The following is a 22,222-nucleotide window of genomic DNA, read 5'->3' as shown; positions in this document are numbered from 1 at the left end:
CACATATTGGATTCAGATGCTTTGAAAACAAAAATACGAAAACTATTTTTCACTGTTTACTTTTTGGAACTCTATTGATTTAAGGCTTTTTTCTACTTGATCGACCACCGAATGGATCAATTCTGCTGCCGTTACATGTTGGCTAAGACGTGGATTTTGTCCACACCAGAGTGACATCCATTCTCTTTTTCCTTGCTTGGCTGCTTCTTTACGAATGGTTTGGGTGAGGTTATTTTGAATAGGATACGGCGGCAATTCCCTCTCATAGTTTTTCATCATCCTTATAAATTCATTGTTCACCCCTCTTGCCGGCTTGCCACTGAAGGCCGACGTGATCGCTGTTTGCTCTTCGCTGCTGTTTAAAATTGCTTTTTTGTGCAGTTCATGAGCTCCGCTTTCCTTACAGGTCACAAAAGCTGTTCCCATCTGAACGGCTTGCGCTCCTAATATTAGCGATGCCAGCACACCTCTCCCGTCCATAATCCCGCCGGCCGCGATCACCGGAATCTTCACCCGATCGGATACTTGCGGTATTAACGTTATGGTTCCAATCATCGCTTGGTCAAATGGTTCCGCAAAACTCCCTCTATGTCCACCCGCTTCACTTCCCTGGACGACAATCATATCCATCCCGGCGTCTTCATTTTGTATGGCTTCGTTTACGGTTGTAGCCGTTCCGATTACCACAATATCGTTGTCTTTTAATTGCTCGATCACATTTCTCGGCGGGATGCCAAATGTAAAGCTTGCGACGGGAATTTTGTTTTTTATAACAATTTGAATCTGTTCTTCAAAAGTGGAGTTGTTCAGTATCGGATCTTCTTTTTTCTTTTCGATCCCCAACTTTTGGCGAATGGGTTCCAATAATTGATTTGCTCTTTCTATTTCCTCTTGAACAATAACCGGATTTTCAGGAACGAACAAATTCACCCCAAATGGTTGGTCAGTCCACTCCTTTACTTTTTGAATGGATGATTCCAAATCTTTCGGAGTCATATAACCGGCCCCGATCATCCCCAAACCTCCTGCATTCGATACAGCCGCAACCAGTTCAGGCGTAGTAATTCCGCCAGCCATCCCTGCTTGAATGATGGGATACTTTAACGATAATCTTTTCGTCACTTCCGTTTCATGCCACATCATGATAAACCTTCTTTCTTTATGAATATACTGACTTTTCTTTATATTAAGTTTATTATTTGCCATCCGCTATGTAAATACAAAAGCCATCGGATGAAAATAGTAAACAAACCGGAAGAATTACGATCGAACAGAAATCTAAATGATTTCAAAATGTCAACGGCATGAATCTTTTCTCAGGCAAATCTTTACTCATAATGGAACTGAAGATCGATAAAATTGTTTCAATTTGATGGATTTTGCAACATAGTGATTGTGAAAATACGAAAGTCTTATATAATAATAGTAGCAAGATGTTTTGACCAATTGTTTTTCAAAACAAAAAACAGCGGGAATAATAAAAAGTCTCCCTACTTAAGTATGGATGATGATCTTTTACGATTCAAAGCAACGAATTTTAGATGGATAACAGCCACACGTGAGAAAAGGAATCATACATTTACAAATCAATAGCGCAGTTCTTCATTTTTCTTTGAATGGCTGCTCCTTTCAACCTTCATTCGTTGCCCTTATCATTGGAATTCGAGGAAAGGAGAGAATGACCGTGTATTTTGCTCTTATGACTTTGTTGTATATTGCCTCGGTTGTAATACTATTTGTCGGGGGATATCAAATTATCAAACATGAAGAAAAATAAAAACGCCACCATTGCGTTTGAGTTTTCCCCTCTTCTTTTTTCTCCTTCTGTTTGACGGAAGAGGGGGAATTGCTTTAAGAACCGAACCTTCTTTTATCTTTTCATTTCATTCATAACCATCTTTCGGTCGAAAAACTTATCACAGGTGAAATGTTGCTGTTTCTAAATAATTCGCCGTTTTGCGATCACAAAAGAAAAGCGGGTTGTTTGACCGTTTCTCTCCTTTTTTGAGTATCTGCTCGAAATGACGCGAATAGGAGAGTGTTAGAACATACTCCAAGAATACTTCTTAGACAGCATTTCCAACAATTTCACTCCCGCTATGCTGTTTCCTTTATGATCTAAAGCCGGGCCGAATACTCCCAATCGATTAGGCACCGCTCCCATAATTCCGCCCGAAACCCCGCTTTTTGCCGGAATCCCTACTTTAGAAGCAAATTCACCGGAAGCGTTATACATACCGCATGTTACCATAAACGTTTTGCAAAGTCTCGCTATATCGGCCGGCAGGAGTCTTTTTCCAGTCATCGGTTCTACCCCGTCCATCGCGAAAACAACCCCTATTCTGGCCAAGTCAAAACAATCTAATTCAATAGCGCACTGTTTTGTATAAAGACAGATCAGTTCTTCCACATCTTCTGTGATAATTCCATCCTGCTTCATGTAATAGCAAAGAGAACGATTGATAAAAGAAGTTTCAAACTCCGATTTCGCCACTTCTTGAGAATAAGTAATTTTTGAATTTCCGGTTAATTCATGTACAAAGTGCAAAATGCGTTGAAATCGTTCTTCGATGTTTTTTCCTTTAATCATATGAGTCACAGCTAAAGCCCCGGCATTAATCATCGGATTTAAAGGTTTGGATGGGTTGTTTATTTCCAATTTTAAAATAGAATGGAAAGGATCTCCTGTTGGTTCATATCCGACCTTATGAAACACGGATTCTTCCCCGCAATCCATCAGTGCCAATGCAAGAGTGAGTACTTTCGAAATGCTTTGCAATGTCATTTTTTGTTGTATGTCCCCTGCCGATAGGCACGTTCCGTCGGGGTAGTATATAGTGGCTGATAAGTCATGAGGATTCGCTTTTTTTAAAGCGGGAATATAATCAGCTACCGTACCGTATTTTGTATAATGTTTCGCTTCCAATAATAATTCATTTAACTCCTCGCTTGATTGACAAGACAATGTTCGTCACCCGCTTTATCATTTGAATCTTAAAGAAGAGACACATCAGTTCTAGTATAGGTCAAAAGGAGAATCTCTAATCTTGTATCTTCAAACCGTTTTTTATCAATGCATCAGATCTTGTTGCAATCTTTTTGCTATCTAATACATACGACATCATTTTGAAACTTCTTTTATTAAGATAGCGCAAAGGTTATGGAAAAGGGTGATGGGGTCTGCATGGCTAATGGTTCTTTGGATATACTTCTAAAGAGGCATTTTTACTGAAAAGGGAGGAATTCAGTTGGCAAAAGAAAATTTTTCAACGAATACGACAACTCCTCATTTTGTCCAAAAAACGATGGAAGAGATTTGGAGTTCGACATGCGGATCGTGGCAAAATTGTAATAACGCGAACATTTCGTCTTTCTTATCTCAATGCTTGGAACACAACATCGATCCACAGTTCTGCTTCGATTGGATTTCCCAACACAGCAACGAAATCCCCAATTGGTCTACTGTTTCGAATACCGCTCGTGAATGGGTCAATCAGCATACTTCTACTGGTTCACCCCTCTCTTCTGAGAACGGCATTTCTTAAAGGCCGTCACCTGTTGCAACAGGGATCATCGAATAAGAATAAAAAAAGGAAAGGGCAATATGAAAAACCGCTTTCCTCTTGTGAACACTCATCCAAGTTCATTTTTTCATCTGCTTTATAAGGCCATGGGGTGAGGAAATGATGCAACCATTCCCTCACTCTTTCAATGCCGGATGACGGAAAAAATCACTGTTGATGAAATTTTCCGTTTTGGAAATCCAATATTGCTTGGCGAATCTCTTCTTGTGTTGTCATCACAAACGGTCCGTACGCTACCACCGGTTCATTGATCGGTTCACCGGCATACAATAACACCCGCATCTTTTCTTTCGCTGTTATTTTAATGATACTATCTGAATCTTCGTTATCCCTAGTTAAAAAGAGCACTTGTCCGGCACGGCCTTCCGTTTCATCCACGCCAAAAAATCCGCTTCCTTCCAAAACATAAAGAAATCCGTTATAGCTGCCCGGAAGATCCTGAACTATGCTAGCTTTCGGTTCCAAGTCGATCTCCACCATCGTTATAGGCACATGGTTCAGTGTTTTTGCTTTTACACCTTGAGAAGAGCCTGAAAAAACACGTATGACGGCCCCCTCCTCTTTCCGTACCGGTACGCTTTCTCTTTTTAAGTTTTGATAACGTGGTTCAGTCATTTTCTTTATTTTTGGCAAATTAATCCACAGCTGCAAGCTGTGAACGGTGGAACCAGGCGCCGGATCTTCTTTATGAATAACCCCTCTTCCTGCCGTCATCCATTGAACATCTCCTGCTTCCAATTTTCCTTTACCCGCTTGATTGTCTTCATGTTCTAGTGTTCCGTCGATCACATATGTCACTGTTTCAATGCCGCGGTGAGGGTGAAAATCAAAAGCTCCTTTTTGGAAAACATCTTCCATCAACATCAAAAATGGATCATATTCTTTCCAATTTCCTGGTTCTAATACATATCCATTTTGATGGATGGGACTGTTTTGTTTTAAGTTTACTGATTGAATACGGCGAATGCCTCGTTCATTCATCGTTGACCCCTCCTAATGTCAAAATTGAATCTAACCGATATTGAACGGTTTGAATAAATCTATCCACTTAGGATATTTTTTTGGCGAATTTCAAAACGCAAGAATACACGGGACAAATCATCAAGCTCCGAATCGCCGCGATTTATCATTCTCACTACGGTTCTTTTATTTCCTTTGCAAAATGCAGTACTTGCATTGCATCCTTTTATAATCTCGAGAAATCAATCTCCAAGACAATCGGACAATGATCGCTTCCCATCACATGAGAGTGAATATCAGCCGTTTTTAAAAAACTGGATAATCTGTTGGATGCAATAAAATAGTCGATTCGCCAGCCAATATTGCGCTCTCTTGCTTTATTGATATAGGACCACCATGTATAAGCCCCTTCTTTTTCGGGATAAAAATATCGAAACGTATCGATAAAGCCCGCATTCAGCAATTCCGACATTTTCGCCCTTTCTTCTTTTGTAAAACCTGAATTTCCTTGATTGGATTTCGGATTCCTTAAATCGATTTCTTGGTGAGCGACATTGAGATCCCCGCATAAAAGAACAGGCTTGTCCTTATCTAAATCGATGAGATAACTTCGGATTCGATCTTCCCATTCCAAACGATAAGGAAGCCTTGCCAGATCCCTTTGTGAATTAGGGGTGTACACATTCACCAAATAAAACTTTGGAAACTCCAATGTTATTATTCTTCCTTCCGGCTCGTTTTCAACGTCGCCCAGTCCGTAATGAACGGATAAGGGCTCTTCTTTCGTGAATACAGCGGTACCGGAATACCCCTTCTTCTCTGCATAATTCCAATATTGATGGTAGCCTTTTAAATCCAATTCAATTTGTCCGGATTGCAATTTCGTCTCTTGAACACAAAAGATATCTGCATCCACTTCTTGAAAATAATCGAGAAATCCCTTGCGTACACAAGCCCGAAGGCCGTTTACATTCCACGATACAAGTTTCATCAGCTGATCCTCTTCTCCTCACTTGTGAATGTTTCGATTAAATCATCACTTTCTCTACTATACTACTACGAAAATAAGCAATTCACACCCATTTAGCCTTTAACAAGTGGAATCATCTTAAAGTAAAAATGGTTCAAAAAACCGTTATTCGTGAATATAGGAATTTTCTTGATTGCTGAAGGTTGTAAGGTTTCATTCAAAGAATAAGTAATTTTTCCGAATCCTAACAAAAACGTCCAAAGAGAGGACGGCTTTTTGTCATTCTAATCGTTAAGATTTTTTCGATTGGCGCTACGGTGTGTGGGGTTATTTCTCTTTCCACCCGCGTATTAAAATGTTAAATAAACATTTAAGCATTCTTCTGCTGTTGGCTGATAGAAACAGTGCAATTTGTAGCGGCCTGCCAACGGCTGATTGTACCAACGCGGAGGACAATCGCCCTCTGGCCGAAAATACCATAAACTGAATTTTGCCGGCCAGTGCCTTTCTCCATTTATCACCCTTCTTGCTAAACGCTTTTCTTTTTCTCTCGCTCTTTGATAAAAGTATCCATATAAAACGGCTTCGAAAGCATGTGGTTGAAATACCATTTGCGGAATGGTTCGAATTCCTACGAAATCTGAACAATTGGCCCTAATGCGATTGATGCCTACGTTCCCCACACACAACATTCCGTAATCGCCTTCGCCTTCTGCCTCAGCTCTGATCAATCTCGCTAAAAGGGCGACGTCCGATTCTCTCGCCTTTACAACGGCCATATTGCCACCTCCCAATTCGTCTCCTTTATCATATTGCGTGATTCCATGAAAGATGACGATGCAATTAGAAAAACCTTTAAAATGGCCTTGTTGGAGCTGAAACAATATTTGGTGATCGGCTAGTTTAGAAGATGGATACAGTGAACGAAATACGCACCAACACTAATCAAAAAATTCATTTCAAAAATGGTTCTTTTTCATGCGCCATCTTTGTCTTGTTTCCGTAAGAACAAAGAGTTTTCATTCCGCTTAAAAATAAACAATGAGACATGATTGGACCTTGATTATTAGGAAACCGTCCTTTTTACTCGTCAAAGGCAAGAAAGGGCTATGATCGGCTCATGAAGCCAATGCCGGCATCAGAAACATTGGAATATTCTGTTTGATAGTGAGATGACATATAGTGTATAGGAAGAAAAAAGGTTCATTCTAGTCAGAAACATTTACATTAGCCTCAAAGAGAAGAAAGATAAAAAAGGCAGGACATAAAACGTTCTGCCTCAGAGTGTAGACAAAAGGCATCCGAATGTGCGCTTTCGGATGCCTTTTGTCACTTTTATGCTTTCAAATGTTTGGAATAGACCCCTCCAGGGGTCTATTTTATGTTATTGCTGGACTTTTCCATGTCCAGCAAGCCATCTTTTTCAAATTCATTGCAGCAAAAGTTAGCATCGCCTGCATGGACAATTTTTTTAAACCTCTTAAAGTTGTCCAACGCATACCATGCTTTTCCTTTGCATCAGCAAAAACACGTTCAATGGTTTCTTTCCGTCTTGCATAAATGCTCTTATTCTCTTGTGTATGCCGAAGATGATCAGCTTCCTCTAAATAAAATTCCCATACATGTCGCTGAATTAGTTTTTTATGCTCCTTACTTTGGGTGCACTTCGAGAGGAATGGACAATCTTTACACTGGACTGGATCAGAAAAATATTGACGATAGCCTTCCTTCGTCGTAGTTGCATATTTTAACACTTGTCCTTGCGGACAAAGATAACAATCGTAGTATTCATCGTAAACATACTCATGTTTTTTGAAATAACCATCCTTTGTACGAGGGCGAGTATAAGGTAAAGCAGGGGTCATATCATTTTCAAATATGTATTGGGCAACGGCGGGAGTTTTATATCCAGCGTCAGCAGCAACTACAACCGGTTTTCCATGTTTTTCTATGACTTTTTCAAGAAGTGGCTCCAATACGGAACTGTCATGAATATTCCCTGGCGTTACAATAGCCCCCAAAACAAAGCCATTTCGATCCGCAGCAGCATGGAATGAGTAAGCAAACTGTTTTGTTCGCTCGTCTTTTACGTAGTAACCACTTTCCGGATCAGTGGTACTTTCTTTTATTTCTTTATATTCTTCTTTCCCAAATTTATCTGGAGGAAATGGCTTTTTTCCATGTGCTTCTCGATCAGCATTTATCTCATCTTGTAGACGTGCTTGATAGGCTTTCGTTTCTTTTCGAACCACTTTCTTCACAAATTTATGCTTATTCGCACTCGCTTTGACATGAGTAGAATCAATAAAGACATGCTCACTGCTTATCAGCTTCTTATCTGCAGCTTCTTTCAAAATGCGATAGAATATCTGTTCAAATAAGTCTGTATCCTTAAAGCGTCGCTCGTAGTTTTTCCCAAACGTTGAAAAGTGAGGTACCTTATCATAAAAACCAAATCCAAGAAACCAACGGTAAGCCAGATTCGTTTCGATTTCCTCTATAGTTTTTCGCATGGAACGAATACCGAAGGTATATTGGATGAAAGCCATTTTAATCAATACAACTGGATCAATACTTGGTCGACCTCTTTCCGATGAATACATGTCTTGAACAAGCGAATAGATAAATGAAAAATCAATAGCAGCGTCGATTTTACGAACCAAATGATCTGCAGGTACAAGTTGGTCTAAAGCTATCATTTCTATTTGATCACGATTCATCTGTGTATTTTTTGTTAGCACTTCATCCACCTCAATTCATTACGGTATCTTAATTATACAAAAAAAGACTGTCGGCAAATCCGGTTTTTTCGGATTTGTCGACAGTCTGAGGCAGGACATAAAACGTCCTGCCTTTTTTAACCATTATTCTTATTCCCCCGCAGCTTTGTTTTGTTTTTGATAAGCAAGGAAATAAGCAAGTCCAACAAAGATAGCTCCACCTATGATGTTGCCAATCAAGGTTGGAATAATATTTCTAATAAAATCAGCCCATGAAAAATGTCCCGCAAAAATGGCAGCCGGAATCACAAACATATTGGCGACCACGTGTTGAAATCCAATAGCCACAAAAGCCATAATTGGAAACCAAATTCCGAGTATTTTTCCAGCAAAATCATCAGCTCCGTAAGAAAGCCAAACGGCCAGGCAAACCAGCCAGTTACAGCCAATTCCAGAGACAAGAGTTTGCCAAAAAGTTTGATCTAATTTTCCTTGCGCAATAGACACTGTTTTATCCAAAAACGTTCCCGTTTCCGTTAGACCCACAACATGTCCAAAGAAATAAGCAACAAAAATGGCTCCTATAAAATTCATAATGGTAATGACAATCCAGTTAGCGATTAATTTCGGAACGGTCACTTTGCCCGCATAGACAGCCATAGCAACAGACATAATATTACCCGTTAACAATTCAGATCCAGCCAATAATACTAAAATAAGTCCCAACGGAAACACCGCGGCGCCTAAAAAATTGCCAAAACTTCCCCATTCCGGCGGCAAATTCCCGCTCACTCGAATATCAAGCAAAAAACCAAGCGCAATAAAGGCTCCTCCAAAAAACCCCAAAATGAGAATTGAGGATAGAGGCAGCTGTGTTTTTTTCACCCCTGCATCGATCGCGATACTTGCAATTTTGTCCGGCTTGTAAAACGCCATCCCCATCATCCCTTTCTTCAAAAAATATCAACAACCACACAACCCTTCACCCCATGCAAAGGGCAAGATGGCTGCTTCCTTTACCATACCAGGACAAGATATTTTCTATGAATTTGATAATCTACAAAACATGTACACCATATCCATATTTGCCTATATTTGTATGGTTCATGAAAACGATGGTAATTATAACAAAACAGATGGCAGCATGCAAACTCTTTTGAAAATGAGAGTCAAAAGCCGACCTCCCCGTTCTGTCTCTCGAAACTTACACGGAATGAAATCGATATGCCTATTTTTCCAGATCGATGATGCGTTCCGGATGGGTATAGACATTAAGCGAACGATTGCGAATAAAACCGACTGCCGTAATTCCCAAATCCTCCGCTAGCTGAAGAGCCAATTCCGTAGGTGCTGATTTGGATAAAATGACTTCGCAGCCAATTTTCGCTACTTTAAGCAAGATTTCCGAAGAAATCCGTCCGCTAAATACGATAATTTTATCTCCTATTGGAATACTATGTTTTAGGCAATAGCCATATATTTTATCCAACGCATTGTGGCGCCCGATGTCCATTCGACTTAATATTATTTGATGAACATCACATAGCGCCGCATTATGAACGCCGCCGGTTTCGCGAAACGTTTCAGCTGATTCCTGCATGGTATTCATCAATCGAAAACAATCGTCTATGGACACTTTGACTCGAATATCCTTCATTTTTTTGGCCGTTAAAGCATCGTTGACGAATACGAAACCTTGTCTGCTCACTCCGCAGCATGAAGTGATATATCGCTTGTTTTGAAAATTCCGGTAATAAGGGTTGATATTCTCCGTCTGGACATGGACAAATCCTTCTTTCTCCTGCACCCATATATCTTGGATATCCTCATATCGACGTATCACCCCTTCTGAAGCTAAAAATCCTATAACCATATCTTCTATAAATTCCGGAGTGCATACCATCGTCACGAATTCTTGTCCGTTTACTTTCACTGTCACCGGGAATTCTGTTACGACTTTGTCTTCTTTTTCTTCTACACAACCGTTCTCAAAACGAAAAATGTTTCGGCTCACTTCGATCGGCTTCATGATCCGAGCCTCCTTTTTTCAAGTAATGTTTTGATCAAAAATAAAAACCGAAACTGCTATATCCTCTTCCACTTTGATATCAGAAAATAAGTACAAAAGCTTAGCTCCTATCACTTCTTCCATACCATCAGGAGGATGAATCGAATATAATTCCTGAATCATTCTTGTCCTCGCCGTATGGACCATTTCTTTTCCTTCCTGCGTGTTGGCGATAAATTTTTCCGTTGGCGTCAAATTGCCGTACAATGTGGAGACCGCCATATTCTCCACAAACACCGTATGAATTCTCTCCGGCCCTTTCCCAAACAGCTCTTTACGAAGTTTGCGGATAATATCATTGAATTCGTGTATCTTTTTAGACATCCCTTCCCCTTCTTTCATGAAATTCCATAAATTTTACATGTCCTATCATAAAACATCCCTTTTAAAAAGAAAAGCTAGCTTGGAAAAAGAATTAGAAAATGGAAGTTTCATTGTAAAGTATTGTCTATTTTTCAATTTAGCACTATAATAACAGTTGAATTTAAAGATGGAATCATAACAAGGTCTGTTATGATTCTATCGACTCACATATCAATGGATGGTCTGTTAGCAAGTTCTGCTAATAAACTAATCCACCATGAAAGCGGCCTGTCAGTAGGCGTTGCTTTTCATGGTGGATTTTTTTGTGTTTGAAAAAAGGAGGTAACAAGATGGATAATCAAATGATCCACGTCACGATTAACGGTCAGATATTTGAGGCCGATCCGGGATCAACCATATTAGAAATCATCAATGCCAACGGGATTGAACATCCTCAAATATGCTATGTACCGGAAGTGGATCCTATTCAAACGTGCGACACATGTATCGTCGAAGCGGATGGAAAGCTTGTACGTTCTTGCTCGACACCTGCTGTGGACGGCATGAATATTGAACTATCATCCAATCGTGCCAAAGAGGCGCAAACTGAAGCAATGGACCGTCTTTTAGAAAATCACTTGTTATACTGCACAGTTTGTGATAACAATAACGGAAACTGCAAACTGCATAATACGGCCGAACTAATGGGAATTGAGCATCAAAAATATCCGTACCGACCAAAAGTGGATAAATCCGAAGTAGATATGTCCCACCCGTTTTATCGTTATGACCCTAATCAATGTATTGCTTGCGGTCAATGCGTAGAGGTCTGTCAAAACCTTCAAGTGAATGAAACACTCTCCATCGACTGGGAAGCTGAACGTCCACGAGTCATTTGGGATGACGGCGTACCGATCAATGAATCATCGTGCGTCGGCTGCGGCCAATGTGTTACCATCTGCCCTTGCAACGCCTTAATGGAAAAATCCATGCTGGGCGAAGCTGGATTTATGACGGGGTTGAAAGAAGACATGTTGGAGCCCATGATCGATCTTGTGAAAGAAGTGGAACCTGGATACAGTGGTATTTTCGCTATTTCTGAAGTAGAAGCCGCTATGCGGGAAACCCGAACGAAAAAAACGAAAACGGTTTGTACTTTCTGCGGTGTCGGTTGTACGTTTGAAGTCTGGACGAAAGGACGCAAAATTTTAAAAGTACAGCCTAGTCACAATGCTCCTGTCAACGCCATTTCTACATGTGTAAAAGGAAAATTCGGCTGGGATTTTGTCAACTCCGAAGATCGGTTGACCAAACCATTAATCCGTAAAAACGGTGAATTTGTGGAATCCACTTGGGAAGAAGCTCTTGATTTAGTAGCAAGCCGACTGGGATCGATCAAACAACAATATGGTTCAGGAGCTTTAGGTTTCATCTCATCTTCCAAAACCACTAATGAAGAAAACTATCTCATGCAAAAATTGGCCCGGCAAGTATTTGAAACAAACAATGTGGATAACTGTTCCCGCTACTGTCAATCCCCTGCAACAGACGGTTTGTTCAAAACTGTTGGGATGGGAGGCGACTCTGGAACGATTAAAGACATTGCAAAAGCAGGACTTGTTATTATTGTCGGAGCCAACCCAGCAGAAGGGCATCCGGTGCTTGCGACTCGCGTAAAACGTGCTCATAAGCTCCACGGACAAAAGCTGATTGTAGCTGATCTCCGTAAAAATGAAATGGCAGAACGCGCAGACATTTTTATCAGTCCAAAACAAGGCACAGACCAAGTATGGTTGATGGCCGTTACGAAATATATCATTGATCAAGGTTGGCATGACCAAGCGTTTATTGATGAAAACGTTAAATATTTTGATGAATTTAAAGAACTGCTTGAAAAATATACGCTTGAATACGCAGAAGAAATCACAGGCATTTCAAAAGAAACGCTCATTCAAGTGGCACAAATGATTCATGAAGCGGACGGTACTTGTATTTTATGGGGTATGGGAGTTACCCAAAACGTAGGAGGTTCTGAAACGTCTGCAGCCATCTCCAATTTGTTGCTCGCCACCGGAAACTACCGCCGTCCTGGTGCCGGCGCCTATCCTCTCCGCGGTCATAACAATGTTCAAGGAGCTTGCGATATGGGAAGCCTTCCTGGCTGGCTGCCTGGATATCAACATATTACCGATGATGTGGCTCGTGCAAAGTTTGAAAAAGCGTACGGCGTTAAAATTGATGGTAAACCAGGACTTGACAATATCCAAATGCTTCATGCAATCGAAGAAGGCAAATTGAAAGGCATGTACATTGTTGGCGAAGACATGGCTCTTGTCGACTCCAACGCCAATTATGTTCATGAAATGCTTTCAAAGCTTGATTTCTTAGTTGTTCAAGATATCTTTCTTTCAAGAACGGCTCAATATGCGGACGTTGTTTTGCCGGGAGCTCCTTCTCTTGAAAAAGATGGAACGTTTACCAATACTGAACGTCGTGTTCAAAGATTATATCAAGCACTTCCTACACTGGGAGACTCCAAACCGGATTGGTGGATTATTCAAGAAATTGCCAATCGTCTAGGAGCCGGTTGGAATTACAGTCACCCAAGCGAAATTTTTGCAGAAATGGCTAGTTTGTCTCCGCTCTTCTCCGGTGCAAGCTATGAAGTTCTGGAAGGCTGGAACAGCTTTTTATGGGGAAGCCTTGACGGCAAAAATACTCCGCTTCTTTACGTTGACGGTTTTAACTTTCCTGATAAAAAAGCGCGTTTTGCCTTGTCCGATTGGGTTCCTCCCGTTGAGTTTCCTGAAGAATACGATCTTCACATCAACAACGGTCGGCTTTTAGAACATTTCCATGAAGGAAACTTGACCAATCGATCCAAAGGTATCCGTTCTAAAGTGCCGGATGTCTTCGTGGAAGTATCGCCTGAATTAGCAAAAGAGCGAGGAATTAAGGACGGATCAATAGTTCGTTTAGTTTCTCCATTTGGAGCGTTGAAATTGCCTGCACTGGTTACCGACCGAGTAAAAGGCAATGAGCTCTTCTTGCCTATGAACTCAACGTCAAAAGAGTCAGCCATTAACTTTTTAACAGGGACAGCGGTCGACGGTCGTACCCATACACCAGCATATAAACAAGCGAAAGTACGGTTGGAAGTATTGGATGTAGATGGGAAGAGTCCGCTACCGAAAACCAATCCACGCAACAAAAAGCGCCATCCACAAAATGGTGTAGAGGTATATCGCAAGTGGAAGCGGCGTGATTTCGTTCAATTAACAGATTAATAGAAAGGAGGAATTCTAAAAATGGCGGAACCCATTACCTTTATTCGCAAAAAGGAAATGACGAAAGAAGAGCAAATCCAGCAAAAGTTGGATGAACTGAAATCCCTTCTGGCAGATCATGATGATGATTTGACGAATTTGCTTAAGATAATCGGCGAATTGAATCAAGCAGGATTGCTGGAAGCCGCAAATGCTATGCTTCAAGCGCGGGAAAAAATCGCCAAAATTGCTCTTGGTCAGGTGTCACGTGAACCGGTAACCAATTTGATCAACAACTTAATGGGTGCAGCAGGTGCCGTTTCCAATATAGATCCCGACTTCACCGCAAAACTAATGAATAGCATCACGAACGGTATAAAGGAAGGAAATCATCATCTGCAAAACGGCGATAAAGTAAAATTCCGAGATTTATTGAAAGTCCTGAACGATCCGGATATTAATCGTGCGATTGGCTTTGGGCTCCACTTTCTAAAAGGAATGGGGCAAGGATTAAAAGAAAATGGATGACATCCATCCCTCTTATTTATAAAAAGAGGCTGAGCGGAATAGCCCCTATTTTCTGCTCAGCCTTTTTTCGATTTGGTGCGGAGAAAGGACGTTCCATTCGCCTTTGTGCTGTTCTATTCTTTTTTCGTTTTTGCCCGAATTTTTGAACTGATTTTCCGATCGCTTTCATCGCTGTGAACGTCCCCTCCCATCCTTACATACATGCCAGCCATTATTCGGCAGAAATATCGTTGCTTAAAAATATAATCAAAAGATAACAGGAATATGAAGGTGAAGAATGTTGAAGTTAAATGCAAAAATTAATGTACTAGTCATAAGCATTATTCTTTTTATTTCGTTTACCGTTTGTATTGCAGCTATGGAAAAAGTTTCTACCAGCATTAAAGATTTTGCGATTCATAAAGCCAAAAGTGATTTACGTTTAAGCTATCACTATATTGATTCTAAATACGAAGGCGATTGGGCCATTAAAAATGGAAAATTGTACAAAGGGTCCACTTTAATGAATAATAATGAAAAAATCGTGGATCAAATAGGAAAGGACACAAATGATACCATTACCATTTTCCAGGGAGATACCCGGGTTGCCACAAATGTTTGGAAACAAGGACAACGAGTCATCGGAACAAAAGTTTCGCCCGTTGTAGAACGGACCGTTCTTAAAGAAGGACGAAATTACTACGGGGAAGCAAACGTTGCAGGGAAAATGCACCAAACCGCTTATATGCCGCTGCATGATAAAAATGGAAAGATTATCGGCATTTTATATGTAGGAGCTGATCAAAGCATCATCGATCGCACCATTCATTCATTTCTTATCGTCTTTTCCGTTGTTTTAATCGTTGCCGTTCTCCTATCTCTGACGGTTGCGTTCTGGTTTACAAACTCACTGAAAAAACGTTTGCATGTTTTAGCGGAAGCACTGGAGCATTCAGGAAAAGGAGACTTTACGGTTTCAGTCCACGATTCTTCCCGTGATGAATTAGGACAATTGTCCAAAAGCTATAATGATATGAAAGAAAATTTACGAATCATGATCCAACATGTACTGGAAACGTCTGAACAAGTAGCTGCCTCCTCTCAACAGTTAACAGCCAGTGCAGAACAAACCAGCAGCACCGCTGAACAAATCACGGAAACCATACAGGAAGTATCCCAGGCAGTCGAAAATCAAACCATGAGTGTGGAAAAAAGCGAAAAAGCCATTGAGACAATGTCGAAAGCCATCCAAAACGTATCAATGAACTCGGAAAAAATGGCGGAAAAAGGAATAGACGCAAAAGAAAAAGCAAGACAAGGCGGGTTATACGTACAGCAGACTTCTAAACAAATGAATGAAATCCATAAATCCGTTCAAGAAAGTGGCGAAGCTATTAAAATGCTTGGTCATAAATCACGGGAAATCGACATGATCACAAAGGTTATTTCGGATATAGCGGATCAAACCAATTTGTTGGCGCTAAATGCCGCAATTGAAGCAGCCAGAGCGGGAGAACACGGGAAAGGTTTTGCGGTTGTAGCGGAGGAAGTAAGAAAACTCGCAGTACAATCTCAAGAATCTTCTAAGCAAATTGCGGGTCTCATAAAAGAAATCCAAGAGGAAATGGCTCGTTCCACTGATTCCATTGAACGAGTCAAGGACGATGTTCAAAACGGATTAGGCATCGTAAAAAATACGAAGGAAAACTTTGAAGAAATTGTCCATTCGGTTACGGATATCGAATCCGAACTTCAATCGCTGTCTGCAAATATCCAAGAAATGTCTGGAAAAATCCAAATGATTTCAGACGCGATGTTTGAACTAGCTTCCGCCTCTAAACAGACATCCAGCCATTCACAAACAGTCGTGGCTTCAACGGAAGAACAACTGGCCTCAATGGAAGAAATTTCAGCAGCAGCCGCTTCTCTATCCGAACTAGCACTCAGTCTGCAAGAGCGTATGGCAACATTTAAAATCACTCAGGAACAATAACGATAATATAAAACTTCATACTGCAATGGAGTGTTTTTGTCTTACGGATCTGCTGTTCAACCGGTATGGTATCATGAATCGATTATCCATATTGTATTTGAGTATATTTATATGATTTTCCCCTGCCTGATCACAAAGGCAGGGGTTTTAAAATCCTGATTACAAAAAATATTCATAACGAAATAATCGTGATGATAAAATGAAAAGCTTTCCTGAAATAAGAACCCTTAAGTTTCCGCTTCTTTAATCTGTAATATCCAATAGTAATGTAAGGAGCAACAAACGAATTGTTCCCCTTGTCTTGATTGGCGACTATTCTGTAAAACGATCTTGTTCTTTGGCTGATTTCGCAGTCAAATCCAAAAAATGTTTCAATATACTGGCTGTCAATCCCCAAATCACATAGTCTTTGTAGTAGTAAAAGTACTCATCCATTTGTTTGATTTGCCAATTATAATTTTTTCCGCCGGGGATCAAATGTAATGGGAAATTTTTTTCAGGAGCTATTTTAAAATTGATTTTATAACACTCAGGCTCCACAGATTGAAGATACGAGAGCGGTACTGTAAATATAGTTTCAACTTCTTGAGGATTTGGCCGGATTTCCGTGCCCTGTTCAATAAGACCCACATACGGATATATGATCCTTTTCCCAAAACCGGGTATAACGTAATCCAAGGGATACACTTCCGATAAGGAAGTGATGGGTATTCCCAACTCTTCTGACGTTTCTCTCATAGCCGTCTCTTTCGCCGTTCGATCATCAGGCTCCATTCTTCCTCCCGGAAAACAAATTTCGCCCGGCTGATGCCTCAGCTGCATGGAGCGCACTTCAAATAAAAGATGATATTCATTATTCATTTTAAGCAGCGGTAAAAAAACAGCAAATTTTGAAAAATGTTCGCTACCCATTATGGCAGGTTTCCGATCGCCCAATCCTTTTAAAAATCGTTTCACGTCCATACGTTTCACCTTCCACTAAATCCTGTTAAACAAAACAAGAGGTTAAGCTAATTTATGTCCCCCCTACCCTCTATTTCGAAACAACACGTACCCGGAAACACCAAGCTTTTGGTCCTATATTATCACTCATGCTTTCGACCACAACGTACCAGTGACAAACTTGCAATATATATCGGGTTAACAAACTCCCTTTTTCTTAGGTGCGAAGAGCCGCTGAATCAACAGTTTCAGAACGCTGAATCCCAAAATCAAAATGCCGCTTTTCATCATTTTCTTTCGACGTTTTATTAAGTTGAACGGTTTCATCATCATTCGAACATCCATTTGCCGGCACAAAAAACCCTCCTGATCCAATGATGGATAGGAGGCAGCGCTTCTCATGCAATGAAACCGAGAATCTCCTCAATAAGCCTATTCCACAAATAGAACTATGACGTTTTTAAATGATGTCGTTTTCACGAAATAGGTTTCCGATCACTTTAAAGTATTGCATTTCTCCGAATGATTTTCATTACTTTCATCATATCGTGTTTCAAGCAATCGTTCAAGATATTGATTCAAAATCACTTAGGAATCGTGATTCTGCTTCTGTATTACTCCATTTTATTCTCTTTCCGTAAATAATTGTTTTTTCCTCCATGTTCCATAACGATAATAAAGGAAAGCGATGATGCTGCTTATAACAAAACTGGCTCCCATTCCAAAAGCAATTCCCTTTTCGCCTATGTAAGAAGCCGACAATTCTGTTAAAGGATATCGGAGAATCCATAAAGATACGATATTGAGAACCAGCACTTGAAACATCGCACCTGAAGCCCGCACAATTCCGTTTAAAATAAAATTAATTCCCAAAAACGGATAGAAAAATGCGATGATTCCTAAATATTCAGCTCCAAACGAGACGGATGATTCAGGCTGCTGGATGAATAGCTTGACGATTCTGTCTGCAAGCAAAGCAACGAAAAACGCGATGACCAACATAATGGAAATATTATAGAGGACTCCGTTTACAGCGATTTGACGAACGCGAGTCCATTGATTGGCTCCAATGTTTTGTCCGGCCATGCTGTTGACAGCCGTTCCCAGCGCCTGTGCCGGCAGCATCAAAAGACTGTCAATCCGTTGAGCAGCGCCGAACCCAGCGACAACATGTCCCCCAAAGGAAGTGACGACACTCATAATAGCAGCCGTTCCTGCTGAAATCACCATCATTTGCAGCCCGGCCGGTATCCCGAGTTTTAAAATCATGGAAACTTCTTTTCTATGAGGCCATCTCGGAACTGAAAAGGGAATCAGATGTTTCCGTAAACTGTAGTACAATCCGTATAGAAATGAAACTCCTTGGGAAAGAATCGTTGCATAAGCCGCTCCATTTAAACCAAGTCCCCACACTTCAATAAAAAGTGGATCTAACACAGCGTTCAGCACTACGGCAAAGAAAACAAATCGAATCGGCGTCCGGCTGTCGCCTAGAGCACGAAACACTGTTCCGATAAAATTATAACCAAATAAAAACAAAATTCCGGCAAAATTGATTTCTAAATAGCTTTTCGCTTCAGGAACCATCGTCGACGGAGTTCCAAGAAACTTCAAAATGGGAACGGCTAACATCATTCCCATCGCCCCGAGTGTAAGAGAAATAAACGTTAATATCACAACAAAAGCATTCACATATCGTTTTAGGCCGATCTCGTCATTTTTCCCTTTCAGCTGGGATAATATGGTTAATGTAGCATTATTAATACCGATAATAAATGACAAGACGGTAAAAATCACCGTTCCAGAAACGGCAACAGCTCCTAAAGCGTTAGAACCGAGCAAATTGCCAACCCATAAGCTATCGATTAATTGAAAAGAGGTTTGCAGAAAATTAGTCAGCAGAATCGGTGTCGAAAACATCACCAGCTGCTTCATAATATTTCCACTTGTAAAATCATACTGCTTCATATGCTAACTCCTTTTTTCGGATCGAGTCTTTGTTAACCCCATTTAGATAAGAAGGAATGACGTTTTCGGAAGTAGAGTATTCGATTCTGGAATATCAAAACTAGTCGATTCTTATTTTACCGAAACGATAGAAAATTGCCTATTCCCATCTCTTCAAATATAGCAAACATCTTCTATTTTGGATATTTCTACGATTTCATCAAACTTCCTTGTATTGGGTATTGGAATGACCTTGCCGTTTGCAATCTTCATCTTTCATGCCATCCCGGACACCCTTGCGTTAATCGAGCCGTTACTTCTGTCTTCATACTTGACGATTGTCATCTTTATCAAGTCCACATAAAAAGGCAGGCCGTTTAACGACCTGTGCCGTTTAACGACCTGTCCTTTCCCATGTTCGCTTTGTTCATTTTGTTGTACAACAGGCATCATCATATCGATGTCTGTTCTTTCCATTCTCGTTCTATAATCATCAAGCAATCTATAAAGGCTCCAGCAAATCGTGTAGACCGTGATAGCTAACCCACAGCTTGTCGCTTACCCTATTTCAGAGTACCAGACGACGATGATCTAGCTTGCATCCTGTTCAGCTTCAATGCGGGAAGACTTCGAAGACTCACCCATACGCCAATAGACGATCAAACTCACCGCAATGCAGAGAGCCACGTAGAAGAAAAAGAGCGACTCTTCTCCGATGCTCTTCAGCCATAATGCAACGAATTCCGCTGTTCCTCCGAACACCGCAACGGTAAGGCCGTAGGGAAATCCTACTCCTAGGGCGCGGATTTCGGTCGGGAATAGTTCCGCTTTCACGATGGCATTAATGGAAGTGTAACCGGTGACAATAATGAGTCCAACCATCATAAGAAAGAAGGCAGCGAAAGGGTTCTTCGTCTGCTCCATCAAAAGGAACAGCGGCACTGTCAGCAATGTTCCCAGAATACCGAAACCCATCAATAGCGGGCGACGACCGATCCGGTCAGATAGCATCCCGGCGAGCGGTTGAAGTATGACAAATATTAACAAAGCAATAAAATTAATCCAACTGACGATCTCCTTTTGAATGCCCACCGTGTTCACCATAAACTTTTGTAAGTACGTCGTGTAAGTATAAAAGGCGACGGTTCCGCCGAGTGTTAGCCCGACCACTGTCAGCACTGCCTTGGGATATTTCATCAGCGCTCGAATGGTTCCGGCACTTGCCCTGCTTTCAGAATCCAATTTTGAAAACTGTTCCGATTCGTCCATCGTTCGTCGCAGCCACAACACGGCCAAAGCTCCCAATGCACCGATGACGAAAGGAATACGCCAGCCCCAGGACTTCATTTCGGGTTCGCTGATGATTTGTTGAAGAATAATCTGAACACCCAGTGCCACTAACTGTCCGGAAACGAGTGTGACATACTGGAAGCTCGAGTAGAACCCGCGTCGACCGCTTTTTGCCATCTCGGACAAGTACGTGGCCGATGTTCCATACTCCCCGCCTACCGATATCCCTTGGAGCAGACGTGCGAGAACTAGAATAATAGGCGCCAACACGCCAATCGTGCTGTAGCTCGGAGTAACGGCAATGATCAGGGAACCACCGGCCATGAGGCTGATGGAAAGCGTCAGCGCTGCACGTCGGCCGTGACGATCAGCGTATCGACCCATCAATAGGCTTCCGATTGGGCGCATCAGAAAGCCGACGGCGAAGATAGCAGCCGTATTGAGCAGTTGGCTGGTGGAATCCCCCTCAGGAAAGAACTCCGCAGAGAAATATACAGCGAAAGCAGAATAGACGTACCAGTCGTACCATTCAATCAGATTGCCGACGGATCCTTTAAAGATGTTGCTTGTGATGCGTCGCGTTTTTGCCGAATCAAATGATTGAGTCATCGTCATAACCTCCTTGTCCATATTCCCATTTTACATACCGATTTACAAATATTTTTAGAATAGTATATCGATTGTACAAGTTTTATATTTTCTTCAAACAAATTCATACATTACACTTTTTGAAAGCGCTATTAAAATTTATTATTTGAACTTATAAGAAGGATCATATAATGAAATTATACAATTACAATAAATATAATTCAATATATTAAAAAAATTAATAATATTATATCAATAAACAATATAATGATAAAAATATTTCCCGGACGTTAAGCAGAACGGAACTGGATCGGTCTTTTCCGCGCGAAAAAACGGCATATAAAAAATGAAGATAATATCTGTTCACGGTTTTAGCCAAGTTGCCATATTTCCTGCTTCATACTTTACGATGTCACACTCCTCATAAAATAAAACCTTTGTTCAATCATTTCTTTTGCAGTCACATAGAACAATAAAAAAGCAAGATTTAGCATTTTTCAACACCAGCCAGAATATGTTTAAAATGGACAGAAAAAGAGCTGATCCTTTTGCCTTTTGAACAAAAGACAAGCGCTAAAGGATGGCTTGTCTTTTGTGAATGATTAATTATTAATGATGATGGTGATGCTGGTGAGCTTCTTTCTCTTTCCATGGGTTTGTAATGACGAATTCTTCCTGAGGTACGTAGAAATATTGGACCCAAACTCCGTCTAAAAACTCTTCGCGTCGATCTAATAAGATATCGATATCTTTATCCGTATTCACGATTTCATCATGTTCTGTTGGAGTATCAAGCTTAATTCCATAATGAGCATGATCACCGTGAATTTCCGTAATATATACTCGAATCATTTTTCCTTCCGCTTCCGGGCTTTCCAGCATTTTTTTTAATACTTTCGCTGCATTACGATTTAGTTTGCATTTCATCAAAATCACTCCTCTTTCAAACAAATACCTTACCATTATCCCCTTTTTTTGATAAAAATGAAACTAATGTGCTTAATGTTTGAAAAAGAAATTGATTCAATCCTCGATGAAAGAAAAGACAAGGCGGATCACTTGATTGTTCGTTTAGGGAAAACGC

General features: G+C 40.7%; 19 protein-coding genes. 4 read left to right on the top strand and 15 right to left on the bottom strand.

Features of this window, described 5'->3' with window-relative positions; translation table 11 throughout:
- Positions 1–42: 42 nt before the first annotated feature.
- The gene (locus tag NST81_RS08025) at positions 43–1,140 is read right to left on the bottom strand and encodes an NAD(P)H-dependent flavin oxidoreductase (RefSeq protein WP_341030477.1); all 1,098 of its coding nucleotides are present in this window, start codon (positions 1,138–1,140) and stop codon (positions 43–45) included.
- A gap of 901 nt (positions 1,141–2,041) precedes the next feature.
- On the bottom strand, positions 2,042–2,965 hold the full coding sequence (glsA, locus tag NST81_RS08020) for a glutaminase A (RefSeq protein ID WP_341029284.1): 924 nt from the start codon (positions 2,963–2,965) through the stop codon (positions 2,042–2,044).
- A gap of 283 nt (positions 2,966–3,248) precedes the next feature.
- Between glsA and NST81_RS08015 the strand changes: the two genes are divergently transcribed.
- Positions 3,249–3,545 (top strand): hypothetical protein, encoded by a 297-nt coding sequence (locus tag NST81_RS08015; protein ID WP_341029282.1) that lies wholly within the window; start codon positions 3,249–3,251, stop codon positions 3,543–3,545.
- A gap of 186 nt (positions 3,546–3,731) precedes the next feature.
- Here the strand turns inward: NST81_RS08015 and NST81_RS08010 are convergent, their stop codons facing one another.
- The 7 genes from NST81_RS08010 to NST81_RS07980 all read right to left on the bottom strand — a co-directional run bounded on the left by NST81_RS08010 (position 3,732) and on the right by NST81_RS07980 (position 10,626).
- The gene (locus NST81_RS08010; RefSeq protein WP_327805584.1) at positions 3,732–4,565 is read right to left on the bottom strand and encodes a pirin family protein; all 834 of its coding nucleotides are present in this window, start codon (positions 4,563–4,565) and stop codon (positions 3,732–3,734) included.
- A gap of 205 nt (positions 4,566–4,770) precedes the next feature.
- Positions 4,771–5,535, bottom strand: a complete 765-nt coding sequence (locus tag NST81_RS08005; RefSeq protein WP_270583659.1) for an exodeoxyribonuclease III — start codon at positions 5,533–5,535, stop codon at positions 4,771–4,773.
- 329 nt (positions 5,536–5,864) lie between these two features.
- The gene (locus tag NST81_RS08000; protein WP_003352805.1) at positions 5,865–6,293 is read right to left on the bottom strand and encodes a cell wall hydrolase; all 429 of its coding nucleotides are present in this window, start codon (positions 6,291–6,293) and stop codon (positions 5,865–5,867) included.
- Between the two features lie 600 nt (positions 6,294–6,893).
- The gene (locus tag NST81_RS07995; RefSeq protein WP_003354354.1) at positions 6,894–8,255 is read right to left on the bottom strand and encodes an IS1182 family transposase; all 1,362 of its coding nucleotides are present in this window, start codon (positions 8,253–8,255) and stop codon (positions 6,894–6,896) included.
- A 129-nt stretch (positions 8,256–8,384) separates the two neighbouring features.
- Positions 8,385–9,170 carry a formate/nitrite transporter family protein gene (locus NST81_RS07990; protein WP_341029273.1) on the bottom strand — a complete coding sequence of 262 codons (786 nt, stop codon included), beginning with the start codon at positions 9,168–9,170 and terminating at the stop codon, positions 8,385–8,387.
- 292 nt (positions 9,171–9,462) lie between these two features.
- On the bottom strand, positions 9,463–10,263 hold the full coding sequence (fdhD, locus tag NST81_RS07985) for a formate dehydrogenase accessory sulfurtransferase FdhD (RefSeq protein ID WP_048623250.1): 801 nt from the start codon (positions 10,261–10,263) through the stop codon (positions 9,463–9,465).
- An 18-nt stretch (positions 10,264–10,281) separates the two neighbouring features.
- The gene (locus tag NST81_RS07980; RefSeq protein WP_048623249.1) at positions 10,282–10,626 is read right to left on the bottom strand and encodes a DUF2294 domain-containing protein; all 345 of its coding nucleotides are present in this window, start codon (positions 10,624–10,626) and stop codon (positions 10,282–10,284) included.
- A 329-nt stretch (positions 10,627–10,955) separates the two neighbouring features.
- Here NST81_RS07980 and fdhF point away from each other — a divergent pair, with 329 nt between their 5' ends.
- The 3 genes from fdhF (at position 10,956) to NST81_RS07965 (ending at position 16,371) form a co-directional block, all read left to right on the top strand.
- Complete coding sequence (gene fdhF, locus NST81_RS07975) at positions 10,956–13,892, top strand: formate dehydrogenase subunit alpha (RefSeq protein ID WP_048623248.1); 2,937 nt, start codon at positions 10,956–10,958, stop codon at positions 13,890–13,892.
- A gap of 21 nt (positions 13,893–13,913) precedes the next feature.
- Positions 13,914–14,399 carry a DUF1641 domain-containing protein gene (locus NST81_RS07970; protein WP_048623247.1) on the top strand — a complete coding sequence of 162 codons (486 nt, stop codon included), beginning with the start codon at positions 13,914–13,916 and terminating at the stop codon, positions 14,397–14,399.
- A gap of 277 nt (positions 14,400–14,676) precedes the next feature.
- Complete coding sequence (locus NST81_RS07965) at positions 14,677–16,371, top strand: methyl-accepting chemotaxis protein (RefSeq protein ID WP_048623246.1); 1,695 nt, start codon at positions 14,677–14,679, stop codon at positions 16,369–16,371.
- A gap of 312 nt (positions 16,372–16,683) precedes the next feature.
- On the opposite strand, the gene NST81_RS07960 is transcribed toward NST81_RS07965, so the two are convergent.
- The 6 genes from NST81_RS07960 to NST81_RS07935 all read right to left on the bottom strand — a co-directional run bounded on the left by NST81_RS07960 (position 16,684) and on the right by NST81_RS07935 (position 22,065).
- Complete coding sequence (locus NST81_RS07960; protein ID WP_048623245.1) at positions 16,684–17,334, bottom strand: NUDIX hydrolase; 651 nt, start codon at positions 17,332–17,334, stop codon at positions 16,684–16,686.
- A 196-nt stretch (positions 17,335–17,530) separates the two neighbouring features.
- Positions 17,531–17,668 (bottom strand): hypothetical protein, encoded by a 138-nt coding sequence (locus NST81_RS07955; RefSeq protein ID WP_155814569.1) that lies wholly within the window; start codon positions 17,666–17,668, stop codon positions 17,531–17,533.
- Positions 17,669–17,937: 269 nt separating this feature from the next.
- A complete protein-coding gene (locus NST81_RS07950) occupies positions 17,938–19,281 on the bottom strand; it encodes an MATE family efflux transporter (RefSeq protein ID WP_048623244.1) in 1,344 nt (447 codons plus the stop codon).
- Between the two features lie 255 nt (positions 19,282–19,536).
- Complete coding sequence (locus NST81_RS07945) at positions 19,537–19,761, bottom strand: hypothetical protein (protein WP_048623243.1); 225 nt, start codon at positions 19,759–19,761, stop codon at positions 19,537–19,539.
- A gap of 90 nt (positions 19,762–19,851) precedes the next feature.
- Positions 19,852–21,159 (bottom strand): MFS transporter, encoded by a 1,308-nt coding sequence (locus tag NST81_RS07940; protein WP_328203810.1) that lies wholly within the window; start codon positions 21,157–21,159, stop codon positions 19,852–19,854.
- A 588-nt stretch (positions 21,160–21,747) separates the two neighbouring features.
- On the bottom strand, positions 21,748–22,065 hold the full coding sequence (locus tag NST81_RS07935; protein ID WP_048623241.1) for a heme biosynthesis protein HemY: 318 nt from the start codon (positions 22,063–22,065) through the stop codon (positions 21,748–21,750).
- Positions 22,066–22,222: the final 157 nt, after the last annotated feature.

Origin of the sequence: Bacillus sp. FSL W8-0223 (assembly GCF_038006805.1) — a bacterium.
In the GTDB taxonomy this organism is placed as follows: Bacteria; Bacillota; Bacilli; order Bacillales; family DSM-4216; genus Bacillus_O; species Bacillus_O smithii.
The sequence above is the reverse complement of the archived record's forward strand: the minus strand, read 5'-3'. Positions and strand labels throughout refer to the sequence as shown.